Raw genomic sequence first — 21,756 nt, forward strand, 5'->3', positions numbered from 1 at the left:
CAGGATACACAAGCATTGACGCAAGCTGCCTCCGTCGTATCCGCCAAGGACCTCTGTCTGACCTACCCGGCAGACGATGCTCCTGTGCAGGCGCTGACGAACGTCAACCTCGACGTTCGCAAGGGCGACTTCGTCTCCTTCATCGGCCCGTCAGGCTGCGGGAAGACGACTTTCCTGCGCGTGATCGCCGATCTGGAGAGGAAAACATCGGGCGAGATCACCGTCAATGGCATGACGCCGGAGGAGGCACGCAAGGCTCGCGCCTACGGCTATGTCTTCCAGGCGCCGGCCCTCTACCCGTGGCGCACCATTGAGAAGAACATCGCCCTGCCGCTTGAGATCATGGGCTACGCGTCAGCTGACCAGAAGAAGCGCATCGGCGACGCGCTCGACCTCGTGAACCTCTCCGGCTTCGAGAAGAAGTTTCCCTGGCAGCTGTCCGGCGGCATGCAGCAGCGCGCCTCGATCGCCCGCGCGCTCGCCTTCGACGCCGACCTGCTGTTGATGGACGAACCCTTCGGCGCCCTCGACGAAATCGTTCGCGACCACCTGAACGAGGAGCTTCTGAAGCTCTGGGCGCGTACCAACAAGACGATCTGCTTCGTCACCCACTCGATCCCCGAGGCGGTCTATCTCTCCACCAAGATCGTGGTGATGTCCCCTCGCCCCGGCCGCGTGACCGATATCATCGATTCAACGCTTCCGCGTGAACGCCCGCTCGACATTCGCGAGACGCCGGAGTTCCTCGAAATCGCCCATCGTGTACGTGATGGTTTGAGAGCGGGGCATAGCTATGAGCACTAAGGCGTTAAGCGTCAGAACCGGTACGCGGGGGCGCCCATGAAGTCGGATACGCTGAAAGACAGGCTCGTCCCCGTCCTGACAATCCTCGTGGTTCTGGTCGCGGTCTGGTACGTCGCGGCGGTCCTGATGAACGCCGCCTTCCAGCGCGACATGGATCAGCGGGCCAACCAGACGCCTGATACCATCGAATTCATCGAAAAGACGCTTTCGCAACCGAAGCCGTTGCTGCCGGCCCCGCATCAGGTGGCGCAGAACGTATTCGAAAACACGTTCCTGCGGAAGCTCTCGAGCAACCGCAGCCTCGTCTACCACAGCTGGGTCACGCTCTCGTCGACGCTGCTCGGCTTCGGCTTTGGCACGCTGCTCGGCATCGTGATCGCGGTTGGCATCGTTCATATCAAGGCGCTTGACCGCAGCCTCATGCCGTGGGTCATCGCCTCGCAGACCATCCCGATCCTGGCGATCGCGCCGATGGTGATTGTCGTCCTCGGCGCCATCAACATCACTGGCCTGATCCCGAAAGCGCTGATCTCGACCTATCTGTCCTTCTTCCCGGTCACGGTCGGCATGGTGAAGGGGCTGCGTTCGCCGGAGGTCATGTTTCTCGATCTGATGCGGACCTATAACGCGACGCCCGCGCAAACCTTCTGGAAGCTGCGCGTTCCGGCCTCCGTGCCCTTCCTTTTCACCTCGATGAAGGTTGCGATCGCAGCAAGCCTTGTCGGCGCCATCGTCGGCGAACTCCCGACCGGCGCTGTCGCCGGCATCGGCTCGAAGCTGCTCGCAGGCTCCTACTACAGCCAGACAATCGACATCTGGGCGGCACTGGTCGCGGGCTCGGTATTGGCCGCAAGCTTGGTCGCCATCGTCGGCCTCGTCGCCAAGATCGTCGACCGTTCGATGGGCGGGAGGCCGGCATGAAGCAAATGTCCTTCTCCTGGCAGGGCGTTCTTGCCCTGGTGCTGACGGCGATTGCGATCATCACCTTGCCGATTATGGCCGAAGGCGCACCGGACCCGGTGTCGTCAATAACGGTAAGCCTAACGATCGCGCTGATCGTCGCCCTCGCCTTCGTTTCCTTCTCGTCCTTGCCGAAGCCATATATCGCTGCCGTTCTGCTTGTCGGTGCGCACTGGGCGGCATGGGTACTGCTCGCCGGCGTGACCGGAAACGAAGGTTTGGCAACGAAGTCCTTCTTCCTGCTGATGGCCGCCTGCTGGCTGCTTGCCTGGCGCTGCGTCACCGAACTTTCGGCAGTGACGCCGTCTTCAAGTTTCGGCCGAACCTGTCTGCGGCTGCTGATCCCGGCGATCTTCGGCGCCTGGATCTTGATAATTTGGGAAGCGCTGACACGCGGCGCCGGCATTCCCTTCGTCCTGCTGCCGCCGCCGAGCGCCATCGGCGCAAGGATCGCTGGCTCGTTGCCAATCCTGGCAGACGACGTGCGTCAGACGATCTTCAAGGCAGTGTTTGCCGGTTACATCATCGGCTGTGGTGCAGGCTTTGTCGTCGCGATCCTCGCCGATCGTGTTGCTTTCCTGCGTCGCGGCCTCTTGCCGATCGGCAACATGGTGTCGGCGCTGCCGATCATCGGTGTGGCTCCGATCATGGTGATGTGGTTCGGCTTCGATTGGCAGTCGAAGGCGGCCGTCGTCATCATCATGACCTTCTTCCCGATGCTGGTGAACACGGTCGCCGGCCTCGCCGCGTCCGGTCCGATGGAGCGCGACCTGATGCAGACTTACGCCTCCAACTATTGGCAGACACTGCTGAAGCTCCGGCTTCCAGCAGCGATGCCCTTCATTTTCAATGCATTGAAGATCAACTCGACGCTGGCGCTCATCGGTGCCATCGTCGCGGAGTTCTTTGGTACGCCGATCGTCGGCATGGGCTTCCGCATCTCCACGGAGATCGGGCGCATGAATGTCGACATGGTCTGGGCCGAAATCGCCGTTGCGGCGCTGGTCGGCTCGATCTTCTATGGCGTCGTCGCCCTCGCCGAAAGGGCGGTGACTTTCTGGCATCCGTCTATCCGTGGTGGCTAGGCGTCGCTTTATTCCCGCGAATGGGATTGGGGCATAACTTCAGAGGGAAAAAGAAAATGAAAAAACTGATTATTGCGATGATGGCGAGCGCGATGTCGCTTGCAGCAGCCCATGCGATGGCTGCCGACAAGGTGACACTGCAGCTCAAGTGGGTGACGCAGTCGCAGTTCGCCGGCTATTACGTCGCCAAGGAAAAGGGCTATTACGAGGAAGAAGGCCTCGATGTCACGATCAAGCCGGGCGGCCCTGACATCGCGCCGGAACAGGTGATCGCCGGCGGTGGCGCCGACGTCATCGTCGACTGGATGGGCGGCGCGCTGGTTGCCCGCGAAAAAGGCGTTCCGCTCGTCAACATCGCCCAGCCCTACCAGAAGTCGGGCATGGAAATGATCTGCCGCAAGGACGGCCCGATTAAGAGCGAGGCCGATTTCAAGGGCCATACGCTGGGCGTCTGGTTCTTCGGTAACGAATATCCGTTCTTCGCCTGGATGAACAAGCTCGGTCTGAAGACCGACGGCGGCAAGGATGGCGTAACGGTGCTGAAGCAAAGCTTCGACGTGCAGCCGCTGCTGCAGAAGCAGGCCGACTGCATCTCCGTCATGACCTACAATGAATACTGGCAGGCAATCGACGCTGGCTTCAAGCCTGAAGACCTCATCGTCTTCAACTATACCGCCATGGGCAACGACCTTCTCGAAGACGGTCTCTATGCCATGGAAGACAAGCTGAAGGACCCGGCCTTCAAGGAGAAGATGGTCAAGTTCGTCAAGGCTTCGATGAAGGGCTGGAAATACGCAACCGAGAACCCCGATGAAGCTGCCGGAATCGTCGTGGACGCCGGCGGTCAGGACGAACACCACCAGAAGGTCATGATGGGCGAAGTCGCCAAGCTGATCGGCGACGGCACGGGCAAGCTCGACACGACGCTTTACGATCGCACGGCCAAGGCTCTCCTCGACCAGAAGATCATCAACAAGGAGCCAGCAGGCGCCTGGACGCACGACATCACGGACGCTGCATCCAAGTAATTTGCAACGACGAGACACGAAACGCGCGGAACTTCCGCGCGTTTTTCATTTTTTTGCTATTTTTTACTAAGAAGTTTCGCGATCGATGTCGCATCGAGCGTGGCTCGGACGTCATAGCGACGATGCACGATCAACTAACGGAATGCTTGCATAACCGTGCAGTGATTGATCTGCATCACAATGGTAATTATTGTGTTCGAATGAGGAATTATTTTCCGCCGGGCTTGCGCGAGGGGCAAATAGCTACCACGTAAAAGCCGAATTTGCCGGATGAGGAACTTCTTAAGTAGGTGTCGGCAAAAGAGCGGAAATACTTCTGAGAACACCGATACGGGAACTGACCATTCGCGACGTGGACGACGCGCGAGCCTGGCCGAGCAAACTGGACAACGACGCATGGCACGTACGCCTGTTAAGATACTTCGCGCCTCCACCCTGCTGATCGCGGCAGCTGTTGCCTCGGCGGCATTTGCCCAGGAACAGCCGGTTACAAAGCCGCAGCAGAACCTGCCGGCCATCGTGGTGACCACGGCGTCAACCCGCACGCTCGTTGACCGCGTCGTTGCGACCGGTACGGTCAAGCCTGTCGAGGAAGTCTACATTCAGCCACAGGTCGAAGGATTGTCGATCCGTACCCTGAATGCCGATGTTGGTGACAAGGTTCAGGCCGAGAGCAAGCTCGCGACGCTGAACGACGACGCACTCATCCTGCAGAAGAGCCAGATGCAGGCCACAAAGGCCAAAAACGAGGCAAGCCTCGCGCAGCTTCGCGCGCAGCTCATCGAAGCGCAGGCCAATGCAGAGCAGGCGCGCCAACAGCAGGCGCGTGCCCAGGAAATGGGCAAGAAGGGCACGGTTTCCACGGCAACTGTCGAGCAGGCGGATGCCGCAGCGGCGTCTGCCAACGCGCGCGTCGATTCCGCACAGCAGGCGATCCAAGTGGCGATTGCCGACATCAAGGTCACCGAAAGCCAGATCGCCGATGCGGATCTGAAGCTGGCGCGCACCGACGTCAAGACACCAGTCGGCGGCACGGTAGCCGCTAAGAATGCCAAGGTTGGCGCGATTGCGCTCGGTACCGGCGATCCGCTCTTCACGATCATTCGTGACGACAAGATCGAACTGGTTGCCGAAGTCGGTGAAAGTGACATCGTCAAGATCGGGCCCGGCCAGAAGGCAACACTTTCGCTCTCGGGCAGCCGCGAGAAGATCACTGGCTCCGTGCGCCTGGTCTCGCCTACGGTCGATCCGCTCACTCGCCTGGGTCTTGTCCACATCCTGATCGATGACAGCAGCAAGGCCCGTTCCGGAATGTACGGCAGCGCTGACATTGTCATACGCACGGCACAGAACGTGGCATTGCCAGTGTCGGCCGTGTTGAGCGGCAACGAGGGATCCTCCGCCCGTAAGGTCGAAAACGGCGTCGTCAAGTTCGCCGCGGTGGAGACCGGCATCCAAGACGGTGCCTATGTTGAGATCGTAAAGGGATTGAAAGCCGGCGACGAAGTCGTAGCCAAGGCGGGCGCCTATGTCCGCGATGGCGACCACATCACGCCGGTACACGAACAGCCACCGGCTTCCAACTGAGAGATGACCGATGAACTTTTCAGCCTGGTCTATCCGAAATCCAGTCGCGCCGCTTCTGGCGTTTGCACTTCTGCTTTTCGTCGGCATTCAGTCCTTTAACAAGCTGCCGATCACGCGCTTTCCGAACATCGACGTTCCGCTTGTTTCCATCGTCGTCACCCAAAGCGGCGCTTCGCCCGCCGAGCTCGAGACACAGGTCACGAAGGAGATCGAGGACGCCGTTGCCAGCATAACCGGCATCGATGAGATCCAGTCGACGGTGACAGATGGCCAGTCGCAGACGGTCGTCATGTTCCGCATGGAAGTGCCGACCGAGCAGGCTGTTCAGGACACCAAGGATGCGATCGACCGCATCCGCAGCGACCTGCCGGCAAACGTCGAAGAGCCGATCGTCTCCAAGGTCGACGTCGAGGGCCAGGCGATCCAGACCTTCGCGGTCTCCTCGCCCGATATGACGCTCGAAGAGCTTTCCTGGTTCGTCGATGACACGATCAAGCGCGCCCTTCAGGGGCAGGCCGGTATCGGCCGCGTGGATCGTTACGGCGGTGCCGAGCGTGAGGTACGCATCGAGCTCAACCCCGATAAGCTCAATGCCCACGGCATCACCGCCGCGAGCGTGAACCAACAGCTGCGGGGCACCAACGTCGACCTCGGCTCCGGCCGCGGCCAAGTGGCGGGCAGCGAGCAGGCGATCCGCGTGCTCGGCGATGCCCGCAATGTCGCGGAACTCGCCAACACCACGATCGCGCTGCCGAACGGTCGTTTCGTCAAGCTGTCCGACCTTGGCGCCATCAAGGACACTTATCAGGAGCCGAAGTCCTTCTCGCGCTTCGATGATACACCAGTCGTCACCTTCGGCGTCTTCCGCTCGAAGGGCGCCAGCGAAGTCAGCGTGGCGGAGACTGTTGCCAAGAGCCTCGACAAAGTTCGGGCCGAGAACCCGAACGTCGGCATCGAGCTGATCAGTGACTCCGTCTACTTCACCTACGGAAACTATGAAGCCGCCATCGATACACTGATCGAAGGCGCGTTGCTCGCCATCGTCGTGGTCTTCCTGTTTCTCCGGAACTGGCGCGCAACGCTGATTTCGGCTATCGCGCTGCCGCTGTCTGCGATCCCGACGTTCTGGATCATGGACCTGATGGGCTTCTCGCTGAACCTCGTCAGCTTCCTAGCCCTGACGCTCGCGACCGGTATCCTCGTCGACGATGCGATTGTCGAGATCGAGAACATTGCCCGCCACATCAAGATGGGCAAGACGCCCTATCGCGCGGCAATCGAGGCGGCAGACGAAATCGGCCTCGCCGTTATCGCAACGACCTTCACGATCATTGCAGTGTTCGTGCCGGTGTCGTTCATGCCCGGCATTCCCGGCCAGTACTTCATTCAGTTCGGCCTGACGGTTGCTTTCTCGGTCTTCTTCTCACTCATGGTAGCCCGTCTCATCACGCCGATGATGGCCGCATATCTCATGCGCGCGGAAGACGGCATCGAAGATCATCACGACAATGATGGTCGCTTCTTCCGCGGCTATACGCGGCTTGTGCGCGCCACGACCCGGCGTTGGTGGACGCGCTACCTGACGTTGATCGCGGCGATCGGCTTCCTTATCGGCTCCGTCATGCTGCTTGCGCAGGTGCCCGGCAGCTTCCTTCCGCCGGAAGACGCGTCACGCATCGTCCTATCCGTCGAGCTGCCGCCGAACGCGACCCTCGAGGATACTGAAGCGGCGACGGATGCGATCTACAAGGACGTAAAGGATATCGATGGCGTTGAAAGCGTCTTCGTTCTTGGCGGCGCGTCGCCGAAGGGCGACCTCGAACTGCGTCGCGCGACCGTAACGCTCACGCTCGATAAGCTTGACCAGAGGCTTTCGAAGAAACTGGTCGATAACTTCCTCGGCGGTCTCCCGATCATCGGACCACATCTCCCCAAGGTGGAGCCAAAGGGCCGCGTTCGGCCACAGTGGGATATCGAGAAGGAGGTCTTCGCCAAACTCCATCGTATCCCCGATGTGCGCATTCTGAAACTCAACGACCGCGGAGAGCGCGACCTGTCGTTCAACTTCCTTTCGAAGAACGAGAAGGACCTGAACGACGCTGTCGGTATCCTGGAGTCAAAGCTGCGTGCCGATCCGCTGCTGGCAAACGTCAGTGCCGAAGGCGCCCTGCCCCGTCCTGAACTTCAGGTCCGTCCTCGCAAGGACCAGGCTGCCCGTCTTGGCATCACTCCGCAACAGATCTCCGAGACCATCCGCGTCGCCACCATCGGTGACATCGATGCCGCCCTCGCCAAGATCAACCTGGATGATCGCCAGATTCCGATCCGGGTACAGGCGTCGCTCAACATGCGCCGCGATCTTGCCGCTCTCCGGGCACTGAAGATCCAGACCGCGAGCGGCGGCACCGTGCCGCTCTCCACCGTCGCCGATATCGACTATTCGGAAGGCGTCAGCTCGATCAAGCGCAACAACCGCTACCGCGTCGTCGCGATCGGCTCCGACCTGCCGCAGGGCGTCGCACTCGATACGGCATCCGCCCGGTTCCGCCAGATCGTCAAGGAAGCAAATCTTCCTCCGACGGTCCAGCTCGCCGAGAGCGGCGACACGAAGGTGCAGGCCGAAATGCAGCAGAGCTTCGTCAATGCCATGTTGATGGGCCTGATGCTGGTGTTGACCGTGCTGATCCTCCTCTTCAAGGACGTGATCCAGCCCTTCACCATCCTGTTCTCGCTGCCGCTTGCGATCGGCGGCGTGGCAGTCGGACTGCTGGTCACCCAGAACCCGCTCTCGATGCCTGTGATGATCGGTATCCTGATGTTGATGGGCATCGTCACGAAGAATGCGATCCTGCTCGTCGATTTCGCAATCGAGATGCGCCATCGCGGCATGGAACGCGTGGAAGCCATGGTCGAGGCGGGCCGCAAACGCGCCCGTCCGATCATCATGACGTCCATCGCGATGTCGGCAGGCATGCTGCCGTCGGCGCTCGGCGTCGGCGAAGGCGGCTCCTTCCGCGCACCGATGGCGATTGCGGTGATCGGCGGCATTATCGTGTCGACCGTGCTTTCACTGGTCGTCGTGCCCTCCTTCTTCCTGATCATGGACGATCTGTCACGCCTGCTCGGCTGGATCTTCGGTCGCCTCGTGGGCAAGAAGGACAAGGAAGATCTGGCAATGTCCCGTGAAGAGCTCACGCAGGCTGTCAGCGCTCTCGAAGGTCGGGTAACCGCTATCGAGACTCCGGAAGGCAAGCGCGCCAAATCCGGCAATGTCGTGCGTCTGCCGCCTTTCGCGGCGGAGTAGCCGCTCAAACTTAAAGCCGGGGTAACACCACGGGGTAACACCCCGGCTTTTTTATTGGCTGACATTTGATCGAGATCAAGTCCTGAACCGCGTCTCCCGGTTACCCTGGCCAATATCAGGTGGCATCCGCCGCCCCACAGGAGAAACAGATGACCGAAGTTTTGAAACTGAGCAGCGCGCAGCAGGCGATGCTTAGTGGTGCATTGATCGCGTCCAGCCTCGACGCGCATGAGCGACGCGCTCTGCTGTCTTGCGCGGCGGCGGTGCGCTATGAGCCGCAGGATGTTCTGTTTCGTCAGCACGAGAAGGCACGGTACTTCTACTGCGTGCTGAGCGGCTATGTTCGTCTCTATCGCGGCTCTGAAGGCCGCGAAGCGGACATCAGCATCTGCGAGCCGGGCCAGAGCTTCGGAGAAGGCCTCGTGCTCGCGGGCGAAGCATACAATTATGGTGCCCAAGCGATGGAACACGCGATCCTCGCCCGCTTCGACATCGCGCAGGTTAAGGCGCTGCTGGACGAATTGCCGCGCATTGGCGTCGCCATCGCGCGCAGCCTCTCGCAGCATCTGCTTTCGACCATGGATTGCCTGGCGCAGGACCGCATGCAGACGAGCCCCCAGCGCGTCGCGCACTATCTGCTAGCGCACTGCACCAGTGAAGGCACGCGGGCCTCCTTGCGTCTTCCATTCCAGAAGAGCCTCCTGGCGCGAAAGCTGGGTCTGGCACCGGAAGCGCTGTCGCGCGCTTTCTCCACGTTGCGCGCATCAGGCGTAAGCGTTTGCGGCCGTGCTATCGCGATCGAGGATGTGGACCTGCTCAGGCAGGTCTGACCTCTAGAGACCGCCATGCTCTTTCAGGAAGCTGACGATGGAATTGACACCATCGCCGCGCTTCATGTCGGAAAAAACGAAGGGGCGTGCCTGGCGCATCCGTGTCGCGTCGCGGTCCATGACTTCCAGATCCGCACCGACATAGGGGGCCAGATCCTTCTTGTTGATGACGAGAAGGTCGGACTTGGTAATGCCAGGGCCACCCTTGCGCGGGATTTCCTCACCCTGGCAAACCGAGATGACGTAGATCGTTATATCAGCCAGATCAGGAGAGAAGGTGGCGGCCAGGTTGTCGCCACCTGATTCAATGAAAACGACGTCCAGATCGGGAATCCGCTCGTTGAGACCGGCGATAGCCTGCAAATTGATTGTCGCGTCCTCGCGGATTGCCGTATGCGGGCAACCGCCGGTTTCCACACCCACGATCCGATCCGATGGCAAAGCCTGCATGCGCATCAGTGCCTCGGCATCCTCGGTCGTGTAGATGTCGTTCGTGACGACCGCGACGGAGTATTCGTCACGCATGGCCTTGCAGAGTTTCTCGGTGAGCGCCGTCTTGCCCGAGCCAACCGGCCCACCGATGCCTACGCGCAAGGGTCCGTTTCCTGATTTCATATTCTGAACTCCAATAATAGCCGATGATAGCGCCCCGCTCGAAGAGCGACCACCGGCAAATGACGCAGGTCGTGACCGAACCTTCCCGGACAAGCTATGACCGAAAAAGCCGCGTCGACTGCGTCTCGTGGCGCAGCGACATGATATCGGCCTGGATGGTTGCCGATCCGAGATCGTCCAATGTTGAAACGGCTGCCCGCTTCGCAACCGATATTATGTCGCCCTCCAGCCGCGACAGGATGGCAACACCATCCTTCTGCCCGGCAACGCCGAGACGGATGCCTGCGGAAACCGCCTGCGACAGATAGGCGTGCAGGAATGCCGCAACCGCCTTCTCCGACCCAACCCCATGCGCGCCCGCAACGGCGCCGATGGCCACCGGATACGCTACGTGCCGCGGCAATCGATCGAAGACCTCGTCCGGCCATGCACTGGCCGCAGACAGGAACGCGTCGCCCAGCAACATCGTTTCCTGATGACGCTCGCGCGAGCCGGCAAGCGCTTCAGCCAGCTCGGCGAGTTCACCGAGCCGCGCCGGCTGTCCGTGACAGCGGTGGCTCTCGGTGAGAAGAACGGCGTCATTCCACACAGCGCCACGCTCCAACAGGTTCGTTGCCCACGTCGCAAGCGAATGAGCATCGGTGACCAATCCATCGTGGATGGCGCGCTCCAAACCTCCTGAATACGCGAAGGACCCAACGGGGAAGGCTGGCGAAAGCCACGCCATCAACCGCAGCAACGCCTGCAGCTCGGCATCTTCAGTCATATCAGTTCAGTCGTGCGAGTGATGATCATGCGCATGGTCATGACCATGCGAATGATAGGCGCCGCGAGCAGGCTGGAACGGCTCGGCGACTTCCCGAACCGTCGCGCCAAGCCCTTCGAGCATGGAACGGATCACATGATCACGCAGGATGAGAATGCGGTCTTCCTCGATCTGTGCACCGAGATGCCGATTGCCGAGATGCCATGCGAGTTCGATCAGGTGCAGACGATCCCTGCCCTTCACCTCGAAGAGCTTCTCGTCGGCGGCCACGATTTCGATGAGCTCGCCATCCTCGAGAACCAGCATATCACCACTTGCAAAGAGCACCGGTTCCTTGAGATCGAGCATGACCATCTCGCCGTTTTCGAGATGGAGCAGCTTCCGCCGCAAATGCCTCAAGTCGTGCGGCAGAACGACCTTTCCGATCGGGTTCGAGGAAGGCGTTCCGGCGGGCAGATACGAAGTAACGCGTTGCATGACATGTCCAATTCGCTTGAGATTGCGACCATGCAAAATAGCCCCTTGCGATGCAAGAAGGAATGAGGCGTTGACGGCAGCGCCGCGCGATTTTCCTCAGGCCAGCCGCGCCTCGTCACAATCCACATTCATCGCGCGAGCAGCCGCAGCCTCCGCCGGCAGATGCCTGCGCCAACCCGGATGGAGCCCTTCGTTCTCATGTACCACACGGTTTCGACCGAGCGCCTTCGCCAGATAGAGTGCCTTATCTGCCGAGGAGTAGGCGCCCTCCTTGCTCCGCCCCGGTTCGAGCTCCGCGATGCCGGCCGACACGGTAAGTGCGACCACGCAATCGTCGGTAACGATGGGATGCGCCGCCAAGCGGTCGCAGACCGACCGCACTCTCTCGACCCGCTGCTCCTGCGAGCCGCCGACAACGATCACGCCGAATTCCTCACCGCCCAGCCTCGCCGCGACGGAGTGCCCGTCGAAGGCGGCGGCCAGGATGGCCGACACGGTCACGATCACGGCATCGCCACTGGCATGGCCGAAGCGATCATTGATAGCCTTGAAACGGTCCACGTCGAAGATTGCGAGGCAGGCGTCTCCGTCGACCTGCTCCAATGCCTCGGTAAAGGCACGCCGGTTGAGAAGACCTGACAGCACATCGGTCCGGCTCAGTTGCTCGAACTCCGCACGCGAGACGCTGAGCTGATGCATCGCGTGACCCGCCACGAGGGACAATACACTCGAAACCGCGCCGCCTATAAGCCACGACAGCAAGACGCCGTAGACGACGCCGTGAGCGAGCGGCACTGGCAACATTCCTATCCAGTCGAGCAGAGGCAATACGAGCGTAGTCACCACCGACGACAGCGTCACCGCAAGGAAGCTCATCTTGAGAGCGAACACGTAAATTGTGTGGCGATCCTGGAAATCGCCAAGCTCCGCCTGGAGTGAAATTCTCATGCGAATCGACCTTCTTGCCCACCGCTAGGCACATTGCTTAGAGGCCAACTGCTGCCGAGTTCTTAAGTGAATTGTTAAGATTCGAACGAGTTTGGTGAATTGATCGCCGATTGAAAACTGCTCAAGAACGTGACGTTCTCAGAGATGAATCACTCAATAAGTCAGAGGAAATAAGCTACTGTTTTCATGAGAATTTTCTGACTTCGCAGCGGGGAATGTCCTATTACGGACAGACCGCCCCAAGGTGGAACAGGCAAAAACAGAAAACAACTCTGGGAAGATTCCGATTTAACGTATAGCTTTAAGAGCGGCCGGCACCTCGCGCCGGCCTCACCTGATCGACTAGAACAGGAAATAACGCTGTGCCATCGGCAGAACCGTCGCGGGCTCGCAGGTCAGCAACTCGCCGTCGGCGCGGACTTCATAGGTCTCCGGATCGACTTCGACATGCGGCGTCAGGCTGTTGTGGATCATCGACGCCTTGGAAATGCCGCCGCGGGTGTTCTTCACCGCGACGAGATCCTTGGCCACACCCAACCTGCCCTTCAGACCGGCGTCAAGCGACGCCTGCGAGACGAAGGTAACGGATGAACTTGTCCGCAGCTTGCCGTGGGCGGCAAACATTGGTCGGTAGTGCATCGGCTGTGGCGTTGGGATCGACGCATTCGGATCGCCCATGGGTGCCGCTGCGATGGAGCCGCCGAGCAGCACCATCTCAGGCTTGACGCCGAAGAAGGCCGGGTTCCACAGCACGAGATCCGCGCGCTTGCCGACTTCGATCGAGCCGATCTCATGGCTGAGACCCTGTGCGATCGCCGGATTGATCGTGTATTTGGCAATGTAGCGGCGGACGCGGAAGTTGTCGTTCTCGCCCTTCTCTTCCTTCAGTCGGCCGCGCTGACGCTTCATCTTGTCGGCCGTCTGCCAGGTGCGGATCGCGACCTCGCCGACGCGGCCCATGGCCTGGCTGTCGGACGAGATGATCGAGAAGGCACCGATATCATGGAGAATATCTTCAGCGGCGATCGTCTCCTTGCGGATGCGGCTTTCGGCGAAGGCGATATCCTCGGGGATCGACGGTGACAGGTGATGGCAGACCATCAGCATGTCGAGATGCTCGGCGATCGTGTTGACCGTGTAGGGACGCGTCGGGTTGGTGGACGACGGAATGACGTTCGGCTGGCCGCAGATCTTAATGATATCGGGGGCGTGGCCACCACCGGCGCCTTCCGTATGGAAAGCGTGAATCGTGCGGCCCTTGATGGCACCGATGGTGTCTTCGACAAAGCCGCTTTCGTTCAGCGTATCGGTATGGATCATCACCTGGATGTCGTATTCGTCGGCGACCGAAAGGCAGCAGTCAATCGCCGCCGGCGTCGTGCCCCAATCTTCGTGCAGCTTCAGCGACGACGCGCCGGCCAGCACCATTTCCTCGAGCGCCGCCGGCAGCGAGGCGTTGCCCTTACCGGCAAGCGCGAGGTTCATCGGGAAGCCGTCGAAGCTCTCAATCATCCGCTCAATATGCCAGGCGCCGGTGCAGGTGGTAGCGAGCGTGCCATGTGCGGGGCCTGTGCCGCCGCCCAGCATGCAGGTAACGCCGGACATCAGCGCTTCCTCGATCTGCTGCGGGCAGATGTAGTGGATATGCGCGTCCATGCCGCCGGCCGTGATGATCTTGCCTTCGCCGGCAATCGCCTCGGTCGAGGGGCCGACAATGATATTGACGCCCGGCTGGGTATCGGGATTGCCCGCCTTGCCGATCGCCGCGATACGGCCGTTCTTGAGCCCGATGTCGGCCTTCACGATGCCTGTGTGGTCGATGATCACCACATTGGTGATGACGGTGTCGACGGCACCTTGCGCCCGCGTCGCCTGGCTCTGCCCCATGCCGTCACGGATCACCTTGCCGCCGCCAAACTTCACTTCTTCGCCATAGGTAGTGAAGTCCTTCTCGATCTCGATGAAGAGCTCCGTATCGGCGAGCCGCACCTTGTCACCGGTGGTCGGGCCGAACATACCGGCATAGGCGGCGCGGGAAATCTTGTAGGGCATATGTCAGGCTCCTTGGGAGGAAGAAAGGGATGCGCTCGCCGGCAGCCGCGTGACGCGACCGGCGGCGACATAACTATCGACAAGCTGCCGCTCGGCAGCGAAGGGATGCCATTCCCAGCCAGCGTGGCCGAAGCCCGCGAGATCGATGGCCGCCTCGGGAAATCTGTTCATCACCTCGGCGATCACGATCATGCCGCTGCTCGGCACGACGTAAGGCGCCGGGTGGTAGGCCGCGAGCGCCTCGTCCACCGCTTCATGAATCACTTTGTCAACGACCACATGCGCCTTGCCAACTTCCGCACAGAACGCATTGAATTGACGCGTGTAGTCGTTGCAGAAATCGTCCAGCTCGGGATGCGTCACCGCAAGCGGCGCACGCAGTTCCGCGAACTTCCGCGGATCGCGCACGCTCCAGATCGCCGCAGCTTCACGCACCGCGGGATGCTCCCGCCACGCCTGCGAAGCGAGCATCGCTTTACCGGGGCGCCCGGTATTGCAGACCGCGACGACATCGGTACGGCCCGGGCTCGCCTCGTAAGACCGGCATTCGTTAAAGCGGATCACGAACGCGGCATCCGCTACCGCTACCGCGGCCGCCGCCTGCGCTCCGATCTCTCCGTTGCCGATGATCATGATTCTGCCAACCACCTCAGTTGCCCATCGTCTCTGCGAGTTCCTTGAGCTGTTTGGTGCGCTGGTCCGTCAGCCCGGCGATGCAGCTGGCGACGAGCATCGGTTCCATCGTGCCGCCGCGCGCCTGGAAGCCTGTCGTCTCGCACTCCGCATCGCGAAAATCCACCCACGCGCGCTGCGCTTTCACAAGCGCCTTCTCGGCACCGCCATCGGCGCCGAGATCCTTATCGAGCCCAGCAAGCGCGGCACGGGTGACCTTGTATTGAGCGTTCAGTGCCTTATCGGCGGTTTCCTGACGCGCCTGTTCACAAGCCGTCATGTCGGCCTGTGTGACAGGTTTTTTGCAATCCAGATCTTCCGCGTTGGCGCCAAAGGCGATGAACGTGGCAACGCCGGCCGCCAGAAGATACAAGCTCGCGCGCATCGTCTCCTCCCCGATCACTTAGAGCTTGCCCATGACGAGCTGGCGGAAGCCATAGACCTCGCGCTTGCCGGAAAGCGGAATGAGGGTTACCGAACGCGTCTGCCCGGGCTCGAAACGGACGGCCGTACCTGCCGGGATATCGAGCCGCATGCCCTGCGCCTTCTCCCGATCGAAGGAGAGGCCGGCATTCGTTTCAGCAAAATGATAATGGCTGCCGACCTGGACCGGACGATCGCCGGTGTTCGAGACCTCGATCATCACGGTCGGCGCACCGACGTTCAGCTCGATCTCGCCGCTAGCGGCAATGATTTCTCCTGGGATCATGATTTTCTCCTCACGCGGCCTTGGTGGGCGCGCAACCCTCGGCCTTCAGAACGCGCTTTGTCGACGCGGGGTATTTGGCAAGCTTCGCAACCGGACGCACTGGGCGGCGCACGAACTCGCCGCCGCAATTCGGGCAGACGCCGCACAGGACGTCGGCAACACAATCGGCGCAGAACGTGCACTCGAAGGTGCAGATCATCGCCTCGGAACTGTCAGGTGGCAGGTCCTTGTCGCAGCATTCGCAATTGGGGCGTAGCTCCAGCATCGGGACCTCAGCGGATCGGCTCGTGGACAGTCACCAGCTTCGTGCCATCGGGAAAGGTCGCCTCGACCTGCACGTCATGGATCATCTCCGCAATACCTTCCATGACCTGGTGACGACCGATGACATGGGCGCCGGCTTCCATCAGTTCCGCAACCGGGCGACCATCACGCGCGCCCTCGACGACGAAATCGGTAATCAGCGCGATCGCTTCGGGATGATTGAGCTTGACGCCCCGCTCCAGCCGCCGCCGCGCGACCATCGCCGCCATCGAAATCAACAGCTTGTCTTTTTCTCTCGGTGTGAGGTTCATCGTGCATCCATCTGCTTGAACTAGAGATTCCAGACTTTCGGTACCGGCGCTCCATTGCGCAAGATCGAAATGATCGGGATGAGAATTTTTCTGAGCGCAAAGCCATCAGGCGCCGAAAGGCGCACGATAAGCTTGCCGGCCCAGCTGCTGGCGCCGCCCATATGGCCATCGAGCAACGGACGTACCGCGCCAAGGTAGGCTTCCGCCCGCGGCCCGACATAAAGCACCGTCGCAAACGCGACCTTGCCGCCGAGCACGGCATCGGCGCCAGAAAGCGATGCGATATTGCCCTGCATCTGCAGGTCCTCGGCATGGCAGAGCCTGCCTGCCTTGCGAATGCGCCAGCGGTCGCGAAAGAGGCCGGTGTCCACCGCCTCCCCCATCGCCTTGCGGCCAAGCAGGATGGCCTCGACCGCCAGGAATTCGGCATCATCCTCGATATCGACTTCGAGCCGACGAAACAGCGACGAGCGATCGAACAGAATGGTTTCCTGCGGCAGCCAGTCCACCCGGGCGTTCGTGCCGACGGTAATGCTGGTGTTGACCTCGGCTGTTCCGGCTGACGCCTTGTAGATCTTCTCGCAGGCCTGTGTGGTGACGTCGATACGGGCGCCGGGGCCAGCCACAACGCTCCAGTTCATCCGGTCGCCGCCGGTGAGGCCACCCGCGGTATTGATGATGACGGCTTCCATGGAGGAATCGAACGTATCCGGAAGGCGGATCTTGGCCGCTCCTTCCTGATAGAGCTCCTTTAGGCGCGTCCGCCCGTCGAGCGTCTTCGCAGCCAGATGCGCGCGCCCCTCGGCTCTCTGCGGTCTCGTGGCTGCCGCCGCGTTCGTCATTCCATCCCTTTCCAATGCACCGCCGGTTGACCCGGCCGTTTTTCATTGAAGTCACTAACCTGCAGAAATCAAGCAATTCCCGTGCCGTGCCGAGACGCTCTCCACGATCGGGCCGGCGGCAGCGAGATCCCTCAGAGACTGCCGAGGAAAACAGCATCTGCCCAACAGATAACCATGGGATCAGACGGTCAGATGACGACGTGCTTCCGGCGTATCGAGCGTTTCCGCAAGACCCTCGTGAACGATCTCGCCGCGATCCATGATGTAGACATAGTCGGCAAGTTCGCGGCAGAAATCGAGATATTGCTCGACCAGCAGGATCGCCATGCCGGTACTGTCACGCAGATAGCGGATCGCCCGGCCGATGTCCTTAATGATCGACGGCTGGATGCCTTCGGTCGGCTCATCGAGCACCAGAATCTTCGGTCGCGTCACCATCGCCCGGCCGATCGCCAGCTGCTGCTGCTGCCCGCCGGACAAATCCCCGCCGCGCCGCCCGAGCATCGACTGCAGCACCGGAAAGAGGCTGAAAATATCATCGGGGATGGAGCGATCCCGACGTCCGAGCGGCGCAAATCCGGTCTCGAGATTCTCCTTGACCGTCAGCAAGGGAAAGATCTCACGGCCCTGCGGCACGTAGCCGATGCCCTGCTTGGCCCGCGCAAACGGCGGTAGTCCGTTGAGCTTCACATCATTGAAGCTGACGCTGCCGGCAGACAAGGGATGCTGGCCGGTAACGGCGCGGAGAAGAGAACTCTTGCCCACGCCGTTACGCCCCAGCACGCAAGTGATCTTGCCCATTTCAGCCTTGATGGAGATGCCGCGCAGCGCCTGCGCCGCACCGTAATGAAGATTTGCATTCTCGACTGTCAGCATCTCACCGCCCCAGATAATTCTCGATCACCTTCGGATCGGAGCTCACGAAATCGATCGATCCCTCGGCCAGCACCGAGCCTTCGGCCAGACACGTCACCTTGACACCGAGGTCGCGGATGAAGCCCATGTCGTGCTCGACGACGACGACCGAGCGGGTCTTGGCGATCTCTTTCAGCAGGATCGCGGTTTCGGCGGTCTCGGCATCGGTCATGCCGGCGACCGGCTCGTCGACCAGAAGCAGCTTCGGCTCCTGCGCCAGAAGCATGCCGATCTCCAGCCATTGCTTCTGGCCGTGCGAGAGATTGGCCGCAAGTTCGTCGCGCCGATGCGTCAGCCGCACCGTCTCAAGGATCTCATCGATACGCGCCTTGTCTTCGCTGGCGAGCCGATAGAACAGCGTCGCAAAGACCCCACGCTTGCGGTTCAGCGCCAGTTCCAGATTGTCCCAGACGGTGTGGCTTTCGAAGACCGTCGGCTTCTGGAACTTGCGGCCGATCCCGAGTTGGGCGATGTCGGCCTCGTCTCTCTTCGTCAGGTCGACGTCGCCGCTGAAGAAGACCTCGCCTTCATCCGGTCGCGTCTTGCCGGTGATGATATCCATCATCGTCGTCTTGCCGGCACCGTTCGGGCCGATGATGGCGCGCAGCTCACCGGGTTCGATGACGATCGACAGCGAATTCAGCGCCTTGAAGCCGTCGAAGGAAACCGAGACGTTATTGAGATAGAGAACGCTGCTTGGTTTGACGTCAGGGATCATGATCGCTCACTCCGCCGGCTGGATTTTTGCGTCGACGCCCTCTTCCTGAAGCGCGGGCGGCGTGGCCTCGGTCTTCGGCTTGCGGCGCGTGAGATACTGTCCGATCGTGCCAACGATACCCTTCGGCAGGAACAACGTGACGAGCACGAAGAGACCGCCAAGCGCAAACAGCCAAAACTCGGGGAAGAGACCGGTAAAGATCGTCTTGCCGCCGTTGACGAGAATGGCACCTATGATCGGACCGATCAGCGTCGAACGACCACCAACCGCCGTCCAGATGACGACTTCGATCGAGTTGGCGGGCGCAAATTCACCGGGGTTGATGATACCGACCTGCGGCACATAGAGCGCACCGGCAATGCCCGCCATCATCGCCGAAACGACGAACGTAAAAAGCTTGAAGTGCTCGACACGGTAGCCGAGGAAGCGTGTGCGGCTTTCCGCATCGCGCACGCCGACCAGCACCTTGCCAAACTTCGAGCGGACGATGGCCGAGGCGATCATCAGAGACAACGCCAGGAAGATGGCGGTCGCGGCAAAAAGCGCGGCGCGCGTTCCGTCCGCCTGGACGTTGAAACCGAGGATCTCCTTGAAATCGGTCATCCCGTTGTTGCCGCCGAAACCCATGTCGTTTCGGAAGAAGGCGAGCAGCAGTGCATAGGTCATGGCCTGGGTGATGATCGACAGGTAGACGCCGTTGACGCGCGAGCGGAAGGCGAACCAGCCGAAGACGAAGGCCAGCAGCCCCGGCACCAGCAGAACCATCAGCGCCGCGAACCAGAACTTGTCGAAGCCGTACCAGAACCAGGGCAGTTCCTTCCAGTTCAGGAAGACCATGAAGTCGGGCAGAATGGGGTCACCATAGACGCCGCGGGAGCCGATCTGGCGCATCAGATACATGCCCATCGCGTAACCGCCGAGTGCGAAGAAAGCGCCGTGACCAAGCGAGAGGATGCCGCAGAAGCCCCAGACGAGATCGAGTGCCAGTGCCAGCAGCGCGTAGGTGAGGTACTTCCCGAACAGCGCCATGATGTAGGTGGGGATGTGCAGCGGATTGGTCGGCGCGGTCATCAGGTTGAGCACCGGCACCAGCAACGCGACCGCAAGCAGCATGACGATCGCAGCAATGATCTTGCGATCGAGAGACCGGAGAAGGAAGGCCGTAATCATGCTTCCACCGCCCTTCCTTTGAGTGCGAAGAGCCCACGTGGACGCTTCTGGATGAAGAGAATGATGAGGACGAGCACCAGGATCTTGCCGAGAACGGCGCCGGCGAAGGGTTCGAGGAACTTGTTGAGGACCCCGAGCGACAAGGCACCAACCAGCGTGCCCCAGAGATTGCCAACGCCGCCAAAGACCACGACCATGAAGCTGTCGATGATGTAGCTCTGGCCGAGGTTCGGCGAGACGTTGTCGATCTGCGAGAGCGCGACGCCCGCGATACCGGCAATGCCGGAGCCGAGCGCGAAGGTGAAGGCATCGACCCAGCCGGTGCGGATGCCCATCGAGGACGCCATGCGGCGGTTCTGCGTGACGGCGCGCATCTGCAGGCCGAAGGCCGAGCGCTTCAGGAGTACGAGCAACGCAAAGAACACGACCATCGAGAAGACGATGATCCAGAGGCGGTTCCAGGTGATCGAGAGACCGCCTAGTTCGAATGCACCGGACATCCAGCTCGGATTGCGGACCTCGCGGTTCGTCGGTCCGAAGATCGTGCGGACCGCCTGTTGCAGGATCAGCGACACACCCCAGGTGGCAAGCAGGGTTTCAAGCGGACGACCATAGAGATAGCGGATGACGACGCGCTCGATGACAAGGCCGACAAAGCCGGTAAAGAGGAAGGCCGCCGGCACGGAGAACGCCAGCGAGTAGTTTCCGAGTTCCGGAAAGGCGGAGCTGGTGTACTCCTGCACAACGTACGTCGTGTAGGCGCCGATCATCACCATTTCACCATGCGCCATGTTGATGACGCCCATGACGCCGAAGGTGATGGCAAGGCCGATCGCTGCCAGCAGCAGCACAGATCCGAGCGACACCCCGTACCAGACATTTTGCCCGATATCCCAGAGCGCCAGGCTGCGGTTGATCGCGTTGATATGTGTCCGGATGGCGCCCTTGAGCTCGTCTGGGGCGGTCGTCATCGCGGAATTCAGAATGGTCAGCGCATCGCGCCCGCCGCGCGCCGCAACCGTGTCGATCGCGGCCTTCTTCTCTTCGGCGCTAACGTCGCTCTTCAGCACCATGACGGCGCGCGCCGCTTCCATCGCATTCTTGACCTCTGCATCCTTCTCTTCGGCGAGCGCAGAGGTAAGGAGATCAAGATTTGCCGGATCGGCGTCCTTGAGCAGTCCTTGGGCCGCCGCAAGCCGGGCGCCGCGATCCGGGCTCAATAGGGTTAGCTGGCTCATGGCGGTGGCAATCACCGTGCGCAGCGAATTGTTGATCTTGACCTTGGACATATAGTCAGGATCGACGTCCGAGACGACATCGCCGGAAATCGGGTCGGCGTAGGTCGGCTCATCTTCAGTGCCGCCCTGCACCAGCACGGGGCCGCCGGTCTCGGAATTCACATAAAGCTGGCCGTCGCTCAAAAGCTGCAGGATCTCGCCGACACGTGGATCCTTGGAGGCGACGAGTGCTTTGATCGCGGCTTCGCGCTCAGGGAAATCGCCGACACCGAGCGCGTCGATCAACGGGTGGATATCTTCCTGTGCCTTCAGGGCGGTCGCGAATGCGGGCATCGCCAGGCACAACGTAAGAAGCAGGATCTTGATGGCGCGATACATCGGCTTTCTTGCCTCGGTCATCATTGGCCTTCCGGCGCAATCGGGGAAATCTGCCTTCCAATCGGCGCGATCCGGTGGATCGA

Annotated in this window: 22 protein-coding genes; 7 read left to right on the forward strand and 15 right to left on the reverse strand. The window is 60.9% G+C overall.

Annotated elements, in window-relative coordinates; all coding sequences use genetic code 11:
* The first annotated feature begins 15 nt into the window (after positions 1-15).
* From NBG89_RS11915 to NBG89_RS11945, 7 genes are all read left to right on the forward strand, one after another.
* Positions 16-804 carry an ABC transporter ATP-binding protein gene (locus tag NBG89_RS11915; protein ID WP_088695037.1) on the forward strand — a complete coding sequence of 263 codons (789 nt, stop codon included), beginning with the start codon at positions 16-18 and terminating at the stop codon, positions 802-804.
* Positions 805-840: 36 nt separating this feature from the next.
* Positions 841-1,725 carry an ABC transporter permease gene (locus NBG89_RS11920; protein WP_088695038.1) on the forward strand — a complete coding sequence of 295 codons (885 nt, stop codon included), beginning with the start codon at positions 841-843 and terminating at the stop codon, positions 1,723-1,725.
* Positions 1,722-2,849, forward strand: a complete 1,128-nt coding sequence (locus tag NBG89_RS11925; protein ID WP_431320138.1) for an ABC transporter permease — start codon at positions 1,722-1,724, stop codon at positions 2,847-2,849. Before NBG89_RS11920 ends, NBG89_RS11925 begins: the two co-directional genes overlap by 4 nt.
* Positions 2,850-2,905: 56 nt before the next feature.
* Positions 2,906-3,877: an ABC transporter substrate-binding protein gene (locus tag NBG89_RS11930; protein ID WP_431320139.1), complete on the forward strand. Its 972-nt coding sequence runs from the start codon at positions 2,906-2,908 to the stop codon at positions 3,875-3,877.
* Between the two features lie 396 nt (positions 3,878-4,273).
* On the forward strand, positions 4,274-5,464 hold the full coding sequence (locus NBG89_RS11935; protein ID WP_431320140.1) for an efflux RND transporter periplasmic adaptor subunit: 1,191 nt from the start codon (positions 4,274-4,276) through the stop codon (positions 5,462-5,464).
* A gap of 10 nt (positions 5,465-5,474) precedes the next feature.
* Positions 5,475-8,768: an efflux RND transporter permease subunit gene (locus NBG89_RS11940; protein WP_431320141.1), complete on the forward strand. Its 3,294-nt coding sequence runs from the start codon at positions 5,475-5,477 to the stop codon at positions 8,766-8,768.
* Positions 8,769-8,917: 149 nt separating this feature from the next.
* Positions 8,918-9,598 carry a Crp/Fnr family transcriptional regulator gene (locus NBG89_RS11945; protein WP_431320142.1) on the forward strand — a complete coding sequence of 227 codons (681 nt, stop codon included), beginning with the start codon at positions 8,918-8,920 and terminating at the stop codon, positions 9,596-9,598.
* 3 nt (positions 9,599-9,601) lie between these two features.
* Here NBG89_RS11945 and ureG read toward each other — a convergent pair whose 3' ends face one another.
* The 15 genes from ureG to urtB form a co-directional block, all read right to left on the reverse strand.
* A complete protein-coding gene (gene ureG, locus NBG89_RS11950) occupies positions 9,602-10,213 on the reverse strand; it encodes an urease accessory protein UreG (protein ID WP_007790259.1) in 612 nt (203 codons plus the stop codon).
* Between the two features lie 94 nt (positions 10,214-10,307).
* The gene (locus NBG89_RS11955) at positions 10,308-10,979 is read right to left on the reverse strand and encodes an urease accessory protein UreF (protein ID WP_431320143.1); all 672 of its coding nucleotides are present in this window, start codon (positions 10,977-10,979) and stop codon (positions 10,308-10,310) included.
* A gap of 6 nt (positions 10,980-10,985) precedes the next feature.
* Positions 10,986-11,456, reverse strand: coding sequence for an urease accessory protein UreE (gene ureE / locus NBG89_RS11960; RefSeq protein WP_431320144.1), 471 nt, complete (start codon positions 11,454-11,456; stop codon positions 10,986-10,988).
* Positions 11,457-11,552: 96 nt separating this feature from the next.
* The gene (locus NBG89_RS11965; RefSeq protein WP_431320145.1) at positions 11,553-12,404 is read right to left on the reverse strand and encodes a GGDEF domain-containing protein; all 852 of its coding nucleotides are present in this window, start codon (positions 12,402-12,404) and stop codon (positions 11,553-11,555) included.
* A gap of 342 nt (positions 12,405-12,746) precedes the next feature.
* Complete coding sequence (ureC, locus tag NBG89_RS11970) at positions 12,747-14,456, reverse strand: urease subunit alpha (protein ID WP_431320146.1); 1,710 nt, start codon at positions 14,454-14,456, stop codon at positions 12,747-12,749.
* A gap of 3 nt (positions 14,457-14,459) precedes the next feature.
* A complete protein-coding gene (locus NBG89_RS11975) occupies positions 14,460-15,089 on the reverse strand; it encodes a Urease operon accessory protein (RefSeq protein ID WP_431320147.1) in 630 nt (209 codons plus the stop codon).
* Between the two features lie 16 nt (positions 15,090-15,105).
* Complete coding sequence (locus tag NBG89_RS11980) at positions 15,106-15,513, reverse strand: lysozyme inhibitor LprI family protein (protein ID WP_431320148.1); 408 nt, start codon at positions 15,511-15,513, stop codon at positions 15,106-15,108.
* An 18-nt stretch (positions 15,514-15,531) separates the two neighbouring features.
* Entirely contained in the window at positions 15,532-15,837 is a 306-nt protein-coding gene (locus NBG89_RS11985) for an urease subunit beta (protein ID WP_431320149.1), read from the reverse strand.
* A 10-nt stretch (positions 15,838-15,847) separates the two neighbouring features.
* Positions 15,848-16,102, reverse strand: a complete 255-nt coding sequence (locus tag NBG89_RS11990; protein WP_431320150.1) for a DUF1272 domain-containing protein — start codon at positions 16,100-16,102, stop codon at positions 15,848-15,850.
* Positions 16,103-16,109: 7 nt separating this feature from the next.
* A complete protein-coding gene (locus tag NBG89_RS11995) occupies positions 16,110-16,412 on the reverse strand; it encodes an urease subunit gamma (RefSeq protein ID WP_007533656.1) in 303 nt (100 codons plus the stop codon).
* 20 nt (positions 16,413-16,432) lie between these two features.
* The gene (locus tag NBG89_RS12000; protein ID WP_431320151.1) at positions 16,433-17,254 is read right to left on the reverse strand and encodes an urease accessory protein UreD; all 822 of its coding nucleotides are present in this window, start codon (positions 17,252-17,254) and stop codon (positions 16,433-16,435) included.
* Between the two features lie 180 nt (positions 17,255-17,434).
* Entirely contained in the window at positions 17,435-18,130 is a 696-nt protein-coding gene (gene urtE / locus NBG89_RS12005) for an urea ABC transporter ATP-binding subunit UrtE (protein ID WP_431320152.1), read from the reverse strand.
* 1 nt (position 18,131) lies between these two features.
* The gene (gene urtD / locus NBG89_RS12010; protein ID WP_431320153.1) at positions 18,132-18,887 is read right to left on the reverse strand and encodes an urea ABC transporter ATP-binding protein UrtD; all 756 of its coding nucleotides are present in this window, start codon (positions 18,885-18,887) and stop codon (positions 18,132-18,134) included.
* Positions 18,888-18,893: 6 nt separating this feature from the next.
* Positions 18,894-20,057, reverse strand: coding sequence for an urea ABC transporter permease subunit UrtC (gene urtC, locus NBG89_RS12015; protein WP_431320154.1), 1,164 nt, complete (start codon positions 20,055-20,057; stop codon positions 18,894-18,896).
* Positions 20,054-21,673 (reverse strand): urea ABC transporter permease subunit UrtB, encoded by a 1,620-nt coding sequence (gene urtB / locus NBG89_RS12020; RefSeq protein WP_431322679.1) that lies wholly within the window; start codon positions 21,671-21,673, stop codon positions 20,054-20,056. Before urtB ends, urtC begins: the two co-directional genes overlap by 4 nt.
* Positions 21,674-21,756 lie beyond the last annotated feature (83 nt).

The organism is Rhizobium sp. YTU87027, from assembly GCF_050644135.1.
Taxonomy (GTDB): Bacteria; Pseudomonadota; Alphaproteobacteria; order Rhizobiales; family Rhizobiaceae; genus Rhizobium.

Excerpts from the sequence above, each read along its gene's own strand:
- ureC (WP_431320146.1), bottom strand. The coding sequence starts at position 14,456 with ATGCCCTACAAGATTTCCCGCGCCGCCTATGCCGGTATGTTCGGCCCG.
- NBG89_RS11945 (WP_431320142.1), top strand. The coding sequence starts at position 8,918 with ATGACCGAAGTTTTGAAACTGAGCAGCGCGCAGCAGGCGATGCTTAGT.
- urtB (WP_431322679.1), bottom strand. The coding sequence starts at position 21,673 with ATGTATCGCGCCATCAAGATCCTGCTTCTTACGTTGTGCCTGGCGATG.
- ureE (WP_431320144.1), bottom strand. The coding sequence starts at position 11,456 with ATGCAACGCGTTACTTCGTATCTGCCCGCCGGAACGCCTTCCTCGAAC.
- NBG89_RS11920 (WP_088695038.1), top strand. The coding sequence starts at position 841 with ATGAAGTCGGATACGCTGAAAGACAGGCTCGTCCCCGTCCTGACAATC.
- NBG89_RS11975 (WP_431320147.1), bottom strand. The coding sequence starts at position 15,089 with ATGATCATCGGCAACGGAGAGATCGGAGCGCAGGCGGCGGCCGCGGTA.
- NBG89_RS12000 (WP_431320151.1), bottom strand. The coding sequence starts at position 17,254 with ATGACGAACGCGGCGGCAGCCACGAGACCGCAGAGAGCCGAGGGGCGC.
- urtC (WP_431320154.1), bottom strand. The coding sequence starts at position 20,057 with ATGATTACGGCCTTCCTTCTCCGGTCTCTCGATCGCAAGATCATTGCT.
- NBG89_RS11930 (WP_431320139.1), top strand. The coding sequence starts at position 2,906 with ATGAAAAAACTGATTATTGCGATGATGGCGAGCGCGATGTCGCTTGCA.
- ureG (WP_007790259.1), bottom strand. The coding sequence starts at position 10,213 with ATGAAATCAGGAAACGGACCCTTGCGCGTAGGCATCGGTGGGCCGGTT.
- NBG89_RS11980 (WP_431320148.1), bottom strand. The coding sequence starts at position 15,513 with ATGCGCGCGAGCTTGTATCTTCTGGCGGCCGGCGTTGCCACGTTCATC.
- NBG89_RS11965 (WP_431320145.1), bottom strand. The coding sequence starts at position 12,404 with ATGAGAATTTCACTCCAGGCGGAGCTTGGCGATTTCCAGGATCGCCAC.
- NBG89_RS11955 (WP_431320143.1), bottom strand. The coding sequence starts at position 10,979 with ATGACTGAAGATGCCGAGCTGCAGGCGTTGCTGCGGTTGATGGCGTGG.
- NBG89_RS11925 (WP_431320138.1), top strand. The coding sequence starts at position 1,722 with ATGAAGCAAATGTCCTTCTCCTGGCAGGGCGTTCTTGCCCTGGTGCTG.
- urtE (WP_431320152.1), bottom strand. The coding sequence starts at position 18,130 with ATGCTGACAGTCGAGAATGCAAATCTTCATTACGGTGCGGCGCAGGCG.
- urtD (WP_431320153.1), bottom strand. The coding sequence starts at position 18,887 with ATGATCCCTGACGTCAAACCAAGCAGCGTTCTCTATCTCAATAACGTC.
- NBG89_RS11990 (WP_431320150.1), bottom strand. The coding sequence starts at position 16,102 with ATGCTGGAGCTACGCCCCAATTGCGAATGCTGCGACAAGGACCTGCCA.
- NBG89_RS11985 (WP_431320149.1), bottom strand. The coding sequence starts at position 15,837 with ATGATCCCAGGAGAAATCATTGCCGCTAGCGGCGAGATCGAGCTGAAC.
- NBG89_RS11935 (WP_431320140.1), top strand. The coding sequence starts at position 4,274 with ATGGCACGTACGCCTGTTAAGATACTTCGCGCCTCCACCCTGCTGATC.
- NBG89_RS11940 (WP_431320141.1), top strand. The coding sequence starts at position 5,475 with ATGAACTTTTCAGCCTGGTCTATCCGAAATCCAGTCGCGCCGCTTCTG.
- NBG89_RS11995 (WP_007533656.1), bottom strand. The coding sequence starts at position 16,412 with ATGAACCTCACACCGAGAGAAAAAGACAAGCTGTTGATTTCGATGGCG.